Origin of the sequence: Alloalcanivorax mobilis (assembly GCF_002864685.1) — a bacterium.
In the GTDB taxonomy this organism is placed as follows: domain Bacteria; phylum Pseudomonadota; class Gammaproteobacteria; order Pseudomonadales; family Alcanivoracaceae; genus Alloalcanivorax; species Alloalcanivorax mobilis.
In genome coordinates this window covers 1-5906 of sequence record NZ_NMQZ01000074.1, presented here as the reverse complement: position 1 = coordinate 5906, position 5906 = coordinate 1, and the positions used below count along the sequence as shown (strand labels likewise).

Here is a 5906-nt window from a genome sequence, read left to right as displayed (position 1 = left end):
GCCTACGTTTACGTGCGGTTTGTTACGTTGAAATTTTTCCTTTGCCACGACACTCTACCTCTCAACTTGGCTGTGCATTCCCTTCGAACGGCAACCGCCCGGAAAACACAATACGAACCGCGCAAACGCGGACCACCCTGGCACCACCAAGACACATGAAGCCGGACCCAGGTACGACCCGGGCCCGGAAATTGGAGCTCATGACCGGATTTGAACCGGTGACCTCACCCTTACCAAGGGTGTGCTCTACCTACTGAGCTACATGAGCGTAATCTTCATATCACCTTGTCAGGCAACCAAATTGTTGCCGGAGCCTGGAGCGGGCAGCGGGAATCGAACCCGCATCATCAGCTTGGAAGGCTGAGGTTCTACCGTTGAACTATGCCCGCGAACCTTCCTTTGCCAACCAGACCACGGCGAAATCTGGCACCGGGCTTGCGCCCGATGGCGCACTCTCTGCGCCACATCGACCCGCGAACGAGCCTCTAACTCTTTGCAATGTCGGAGCCGATTCAGCGCCTCGACACTTTTACCTGGTGGAGGGGGAGGATGACTCCGCCCTTCGGGCCGGCATCGTTCCGATGCCGTTCGGTCCGCTTCGCGGACGCGTCGAACCTCTCGGCTCGAACCCTCCCCGGATCACGCCGGGGGAACCTTCTAATGCCGGAGCCGATTCAGCGCCTCGACACTTTTACCTGGTGGAGGGGGGAGGATTCGAACCTCCGAAGCTTTCGCGTCAGATTTACAGTCTGATCCCTTTGGCCACTCGGGAACCCCTCCTGAAAAGGGCCTATATTCTCTTTACGCCCCAATCCCTTGTCAACATCTTTTCAGGGATTTTCAAGCTCTTAGCGTAAAGTTGGAGCTGGCGAGAGGAGTCGAACCCCCGACCGGCTGATTACAAATCAGCTGCTCTACCAACTGAGCTACGCCAGCGCGTAAGGGCTGCGCATTCTATATAAACCCCACCCCCGGCGCAATCGTTGTGCGCCGACAATTATCCGGCCGAGCCGGAGCCACCGGTGCAGGCCGCCCGGTCCCGGATCACCGTCGGGTTACCCACCAGGAAATCCTCCAGGGCGGGCGACTCCGCCTGCGCCATTGGCAGGTACAGCCAGTACTCGGTGACCGGCCGCGAGGTCTCGCGGACAAAGGCGGGGTAACCCGCATTGCGCATCTTTATGCGCAAGCCTTCGGCGGAGTCGGCGCTGGAGAAGTAGCCCAGCGAGACTGCGTTGGCGTCCTCCCCTTCCTTGACCACGAAACTGTCCACGCCCCGGGACTGCAACTCACCGAGAACCTCCAGGGCCCGCGCCCGGCTGTCGTAGGCGGGCAGATAAACCCAGTTGAGGTGGTCTTTTTGCACCGTCACCGCCCGGATATGGGCCCGCAGCCCGGCCGCCTCCAGTTGGATCGCGGCGCGCCCGGCCTCCTCGCGGCTGGCCCAAGGCCCCACCACCGGGCAAAGGCCCTGCTTTGCCCCGGCGGCCCGCAGCGGCTCCGCCTGCCGGCGCCGTTGAGCGCTCTCGCTGAGCAATTGCAGGCGCGCGCCGTGCTGAGCGGCCGGTACGGCCGCCTCAACCGGCTGCTTATGCCCGCCCAGAGTCAGTTGCCAGCCCAGGTAGACCAGATTCAGCACCACCAGGCTGTAGAAGACCCAACGCACGATTTCTTACCCCCCCCAAACCCTAATCTTGGCGCGCCGCCACTCGCTCCAGGCCGTCCAATACCAGATCCGGCATGTGCAGGAAATCAAAGGAGAAAGCCGGAGCGAGCTCGCCCGCGTCACCGCCCGTAAGCAAGACTTTGCAAGTATCAGGAAGCTGCTGACGCAGTTCAACCACCACATCGGAGACGAACGCCACCGACATGCGCAACAGACCGTTATGCACACATTCCCCGGTGGAACGCCCCAGGCCGAGACTGGCGGCGGCCTGGTCGACATGAACGTCGGCGGTGTCCCTGAGCAGCGCGTTTCTGAGCATTCCCAGACCAGGCACGATATAGCCGCCCATAAAACGCCCTTGCGCGTCCAACGCGTCAATGGTCAGAGCACTGCCGCAGTCCACCACGATGCCGGCGCCAAAACGCTGCCAGCACTCGACCAGGGCCACCCAGCGATCAACACCCAGGCGACGCGGCTCCGGATAACAGTTGCTGACGCCGAAATCCTGTCCCCGGGAGTAATAAAAACGCGCTTCCAGACCGCTGCGCTCGCGCACCAGCTCGGCGATACGCTGATCGGCCTCCGGCCCCGCCACTGAGGCAATCCAGACTTCGCCCAGGGCCGACTCCGCCGCCAGCGGCGCCTGCAGAGCCTGATCCCAGTGCCGCTGATGCATCTCACCGCCCTGACGCACTCGCTCGCCATCACGCTGGCGCCATTTGAGGGCCGTATTACCCACATCCACGAACAATTTCATTGCAGCCTCAAGCTCACTTCACCGCCGTGCATTAAATGCGATTCCCCATCAATGTCCACCCGCAATGAGCCATCCTCCGCCACACCGCGGGCGATTCCCGAGCGGCTGCCGCCGGCGGTTTGCACGGTGACCGGGCGATCACGGCACAGGTCCCGTTGATTAAACGCATCCAAAAACGGCGCGAATCCGTCCCGGGCGAACTGGTCAAGCATGTCGATCAACGCCACCGCCACCGCCGCCGCCAGCGCGGTGCGCGACGGCAGCGTCGGGCAGGCCCGCTGCAAATCAGTCCAGGCCTGATCGATCGACGCGGCCTGGGTGTCGCCCATGGAGACATTGATACCCACGCCAACCACCACCTGCACCTGACCCTCCATTTCGCCGGCAAGCTCGATCAATACGCCGCCGAGCTTGGCGCCATTGAGGTAAAGATCATTAGGCCACTTCAGCCCCAGCGACAGATCCGGCATCAATTGGGCCAGCGCCCGGCTGACCGCCACGCCGGCGGCCAGGCTGAGGCCGCCCAGTGACGAAAAACCACCACCCAGCCGGTACAACACCGACAAATACAGATTCGCGCCAAAAGGCGAGCGCCACTGCCGCCCGCGCCGGCCCCGGCCGGCGCTCTGAGACTCGCTGCTCACCACCAGCGGCCCGGCTACCCCCTGCGCGGCAAGAGCCAGGGCGTCGGCGTTGGTGGAACCGGTAACCGGCCTGAAGTCCAGTTGCGCCCGACCAGCCAGTGCCTGCCCCAATGCCGCCGGATCGATAAGATCAAGAGCACGCGGCAGACGATGCCCTTTACCACGCACCGACTCCACATCAATGCCGAATTCGGTGAGCCTCTGTATACGCTTCCAGATGGCGGTGCGGGAGATGCCCAGGGCCTCCCCCAAATCCGCCCCGGAGTGAAACCTGCCATCGGCCAGTAGCCGGACCATCTCCAGGTCCACGGAGTTTTCCATGCCTGCTTATTGCTCCCAGATTACACCGCGGGATGCCGCCCAGGTGGGCAGGTCCGCCGAATAGAATTTCTCGATCTCGTTGCGCTTCAGCTTCAGAGTCGGGGTGATCAGACCGTTCTCCACGGTCCACGGCGTTTTGCAGACGATCAAGGCGCTCAGCCGCTCATGGGGGTCGAGCTGCTTATTCACGTTGTCCAGCAGCTGCGCCAATTGCCGATTGAAATGTTCCCGCCCCTCGCCTTTGGTCAGCTTGCCCTGCTCTTCCGGGGTCAGATTGAGCAGCGCGATCGGTTGGGACATGCCCGACCCCACCACGCACGCAAGCTCCAGCCCGGGCAGCGTCACCAGGCGGTTTTCGATCGGCGCCGGCGCCACGTATTTGCCCTTCTCGGTTTTGAAGATTTCCTTTACCCGCCCGGTGATACGCAGGCGTCCACGGGCGTCGATTTCGCCCACGTCGCCGGTGCGCAACCAGCCATCGGTCATTACTTCCTCGGTCAGCTCCGGCTGCTTGTAATAACCGCTCATGTTGCCAGCGCTGCGCACCAGCACCTCGCCACCTTCGCCGATCCGGCACTCCACCCCTTCATTGGCGGTGCCAACCCAGCCGATCTGCTGATCGCCCTGCTCGGTGGCATGGGACCAGCCGAAGTTCTCCGTCATGCCGTACACTTCAAGGATCTCCAGCCCGAGCTTTTCGAACCACGCAATGATTTCCGGAGACAACGCCGCCGCGCCGGAAAGCGCCACGCGGCACTCCTCCAGCCCCATGGCACTCAGCACTTTCTTTTTAATCAGCGAATTCAGCAGTGGGATTTTCAACAGGGTATTGAGCTTCTTCGGCGGCAACGCCTCGGACGCTTTCTGATAAAACTTCGACCAGATTCTCGGCACCGCGAAAAACAGCGTCGGCTTGGCACGCTTGATGTCCTCGCCAAAGGTATCCAGCGATTCCGCGAAATACACCGTGTTGCCCACGTACAGGAGCGTCATCTCCACCGCCGCCCGCTCCGCCACATGGGACAGCGGCAGGTAGGAGATCATCCGATCATCCGGCTGCATGTTGTAAACCCGGACCACCTTGTCGCCCACCGACGACAGGCTCTTGTACTCGTGCATCACCCCTTTCGGCACACCGGTGGTCCCGGAGGTATAGATGATGGTGGCGAGATCATTCGGCTCTGGCGCGAACGGCTCAGCCAACGGCTCTTGCCCGGCAATGATGTCAGCCCAATTCGGCGCCTTCGCGCACACTTCTTCCGGGGCCAGCGAAAACGCGATTTGCTTAACTTCGTCAGGCACGCCCTCTTTCATCAGGTCCCAGTCGTCGAGCTTACCGACAAACAGGAGCCGCGATTCACTGTGCTCCAGAATCTGGCGAACCGAGTCGGCGACCAGCGTCGGGTACAGTGGCACGCTGACGCCACCGGCGATCCAGATGGCCAGATCCGCGATGATCCACTCGGCGCAGTTCTTGGATACCAGGGCAACTCTTTCGCCACGCTGCAGGCCCTGTTGCTGCAGGTAAGACGCCATGCGATGGGCCTCATCGGACACCTGCTGCCAGGTGTAGTGGCGCACTTCACCTTCGCCCAGCGGCTGGACCATGGCAGTCCGCTCACCCTGATCACGGCTACGTTCCTGAAGGGCTTGAATCGGGGTCTTGTTGGCCACGCTGCTTTCATTTGTCATAGTTATCACCTTTCCCAAACCAAAAGTTTTATTTAATTTCGACGCGCATGCCTGAAGCGCACCGCACTGGCGGGACTTATCGCATCTGTCGCAGACTCGCCGGGTAATTTCGGAATAGCACGATCATAAACAGCGCCACGCCCAGCCCCCAGGCGGCGTTCAGAATCAATCCGCCGATCCAGGTGGTGGTCGAGACAGGCAGCCCCTTGAGCGGGAACACCAACAACATCGCCACCACCGTGGGGGCGATGGCGCCGAACAACAGCGACACGGCCCAATACAAGCCGGGACGCTTGAAGCGGATCAACCACCACAAAGGCAATCCCCAAAGCCCGCCCCAAAATGCCAGCGACAACACCGCGGGCACTGCCAACGGTCCACTGGCGGCCAGATTATAGGGCGCCACCGGAACCACACCCAGCAGGTGCAAGATCGCCAACAGCCCCTGGTGGAAGACCAGCGTCGATAAAAAACCCGCCGCGAACGCCTTAGCCCACTGCATTGCCGCACTCCGGTCAGCGATTATGACTTTCGAGCATAGAGATACATGGGCATCGGATAAAGAGTGGGCCGAACAAAAGCGCACCTCGCACCGGGGCCTCCCGGTACAGTCTGCCGGCTTTGCTCTGTTGTTTCAGGCAAGTGGATTGGCCTTTTGTGGGGGGGGGTGGTTTGGTTTGTTTAGGGAGGTTTCTGGGATTGGGTTGGGGTGTAGAGGGGTTTCTGGGATTGGTTGGGTCTGGGGCTTGGGGTTTGTGGCTTGTGGCTTGTGGCTTGTGGCTTGTGGCTTGTAGCTCATGAGCGTAGGCGCGAATGCAAGGGGGAT

The 5906-nt window shown here is 61.5% G+C and carries 5 protein-coding genes and 4 tRNA genes; all 9 read right to left on the bottom strand.

Annotated features, from left to right (window positions below):
* Positions 1 to 192 precede the first annotated feature (192 nt).
* Positions 193 to 268, bottom strand: a tRNA-Thr gene (locus CGS25_RS18730).
* A gap of 47 nt (positions 269 to 315) precedes the next feature.
* A tRNA-Gly gene (locus CGS25_RS18725) sits at positions 316 to 389 on the bottom strand.
* Positions 390 to 696: 307 nt separating this feature from the next.
* A tRNA-Tyr gene (locus CGS25_RS18720) sits at positions 697 to 780 on the bottom strand.
* An 80-nt stretch (positions 781 to 860) separates the two neighbouring features.
* Positions 861 to 936 (bottom strand) — tRNA-Thr (locus tag CGS25_RS18715).
* A gap of 61 nt (positions 937 to 997) precedes the next feature.
* Complete coding sequence (locus tag CGS25_RS18710; RefSeq protein ID WP_089033225.1) at positions 998 to 1666, bottom strand: SPOR domain-containing protein; 669 nt, start codon at positions 1664 to 1666, stop codon at positions 998 to 1000.
* A 22-nt stretch (positions 1667 to 1688) separates the two neighbouring features.
* Positions 1689 to 2423: a type III pantothenate kinase gene (locus CGS25_RS18705; protein ID WP_089033226.1), complete on the bottom strand. Its 735-nt coding sequence runs from the start codon at positions 2421 to 2423 to the stop codon at positions 1689 to 1691.
* Positions 2420 to 3388: a biotin--[acetyl-CoA-carboxylase] ligase gene (locus CGS25_RS18700; RefSeq protein ID WP_089033227.1), complete on the bottom strand. Its 969-nt coding sequence runs from the start codon at positions 3386 to 3388 to the stop codon at positions 2420 to 2422. The genes CGS25_RS18705 and CGS25_RS18700 overlap by 4 nt, the downstream gene beginning before the upstream one ends.
* A gap of 6 nt (positions 3389 to 3394) precedes the next feature.
* Positions 3395 to 5080 carry an AMP-binding protein gene (locus CGS25_RS18695; RefSeq protein ID WP_101676396.1) on the bottom strand — a complete coding sequence of 562 codons (1686 nt, stop codon included), beginning with the start codon at positions 5078 to 5080 and terminating at the stop codon, positions 3395 to 3397.
* A gap of 76 nt (positions 5081 to 5156) precedes the next feature.
* On the bottom strand, positions 5157 to 5582 hold the full coding sequence (locus CGS25_RS18690) for a hypothetical protein (protein ID WP_089033229.1): 426 nt from the start codon (positions 5580 to 5582) through the stop codon (positions 5157 to 5159).
* Positions 5583 to 5906: the final 324 nt, after the last annotated feature.

Excerpts from the sequence above, each read along its gene's own strand:
- CGS25_RS18705 (WP_089033226.1), bottom strand. The coding sequence starts at position 2,423 with ATGAAATTGTTCGTGGATGTGGGTAATACGGCCCTCAAATGGCGCCAG.
- CGS25_RS18700 (WP_089033227.1), bottom strand. The coding sequence starts at position 3,388 with ATGGAAAACTCCGTGGACCTGGAGATGGTCCGGCTACTGGCCGATGGC.
- CGS25_RS18695 (WP_101676396.1), bottom strand. The coding sequence starts at position 5,080 with ATGACAAATGAAAGCAGCGTGGCCAACAAGACCCCGATTCAAGCCCTT.
- CGS25_RS18690 (WP_089033229.1), bottom strand. The coding sequence starts at position 5,582 with ATGCAGTGGGCTAAGGCGTTCGCGGCGGGTTTTTTATCGACGCTGGTC.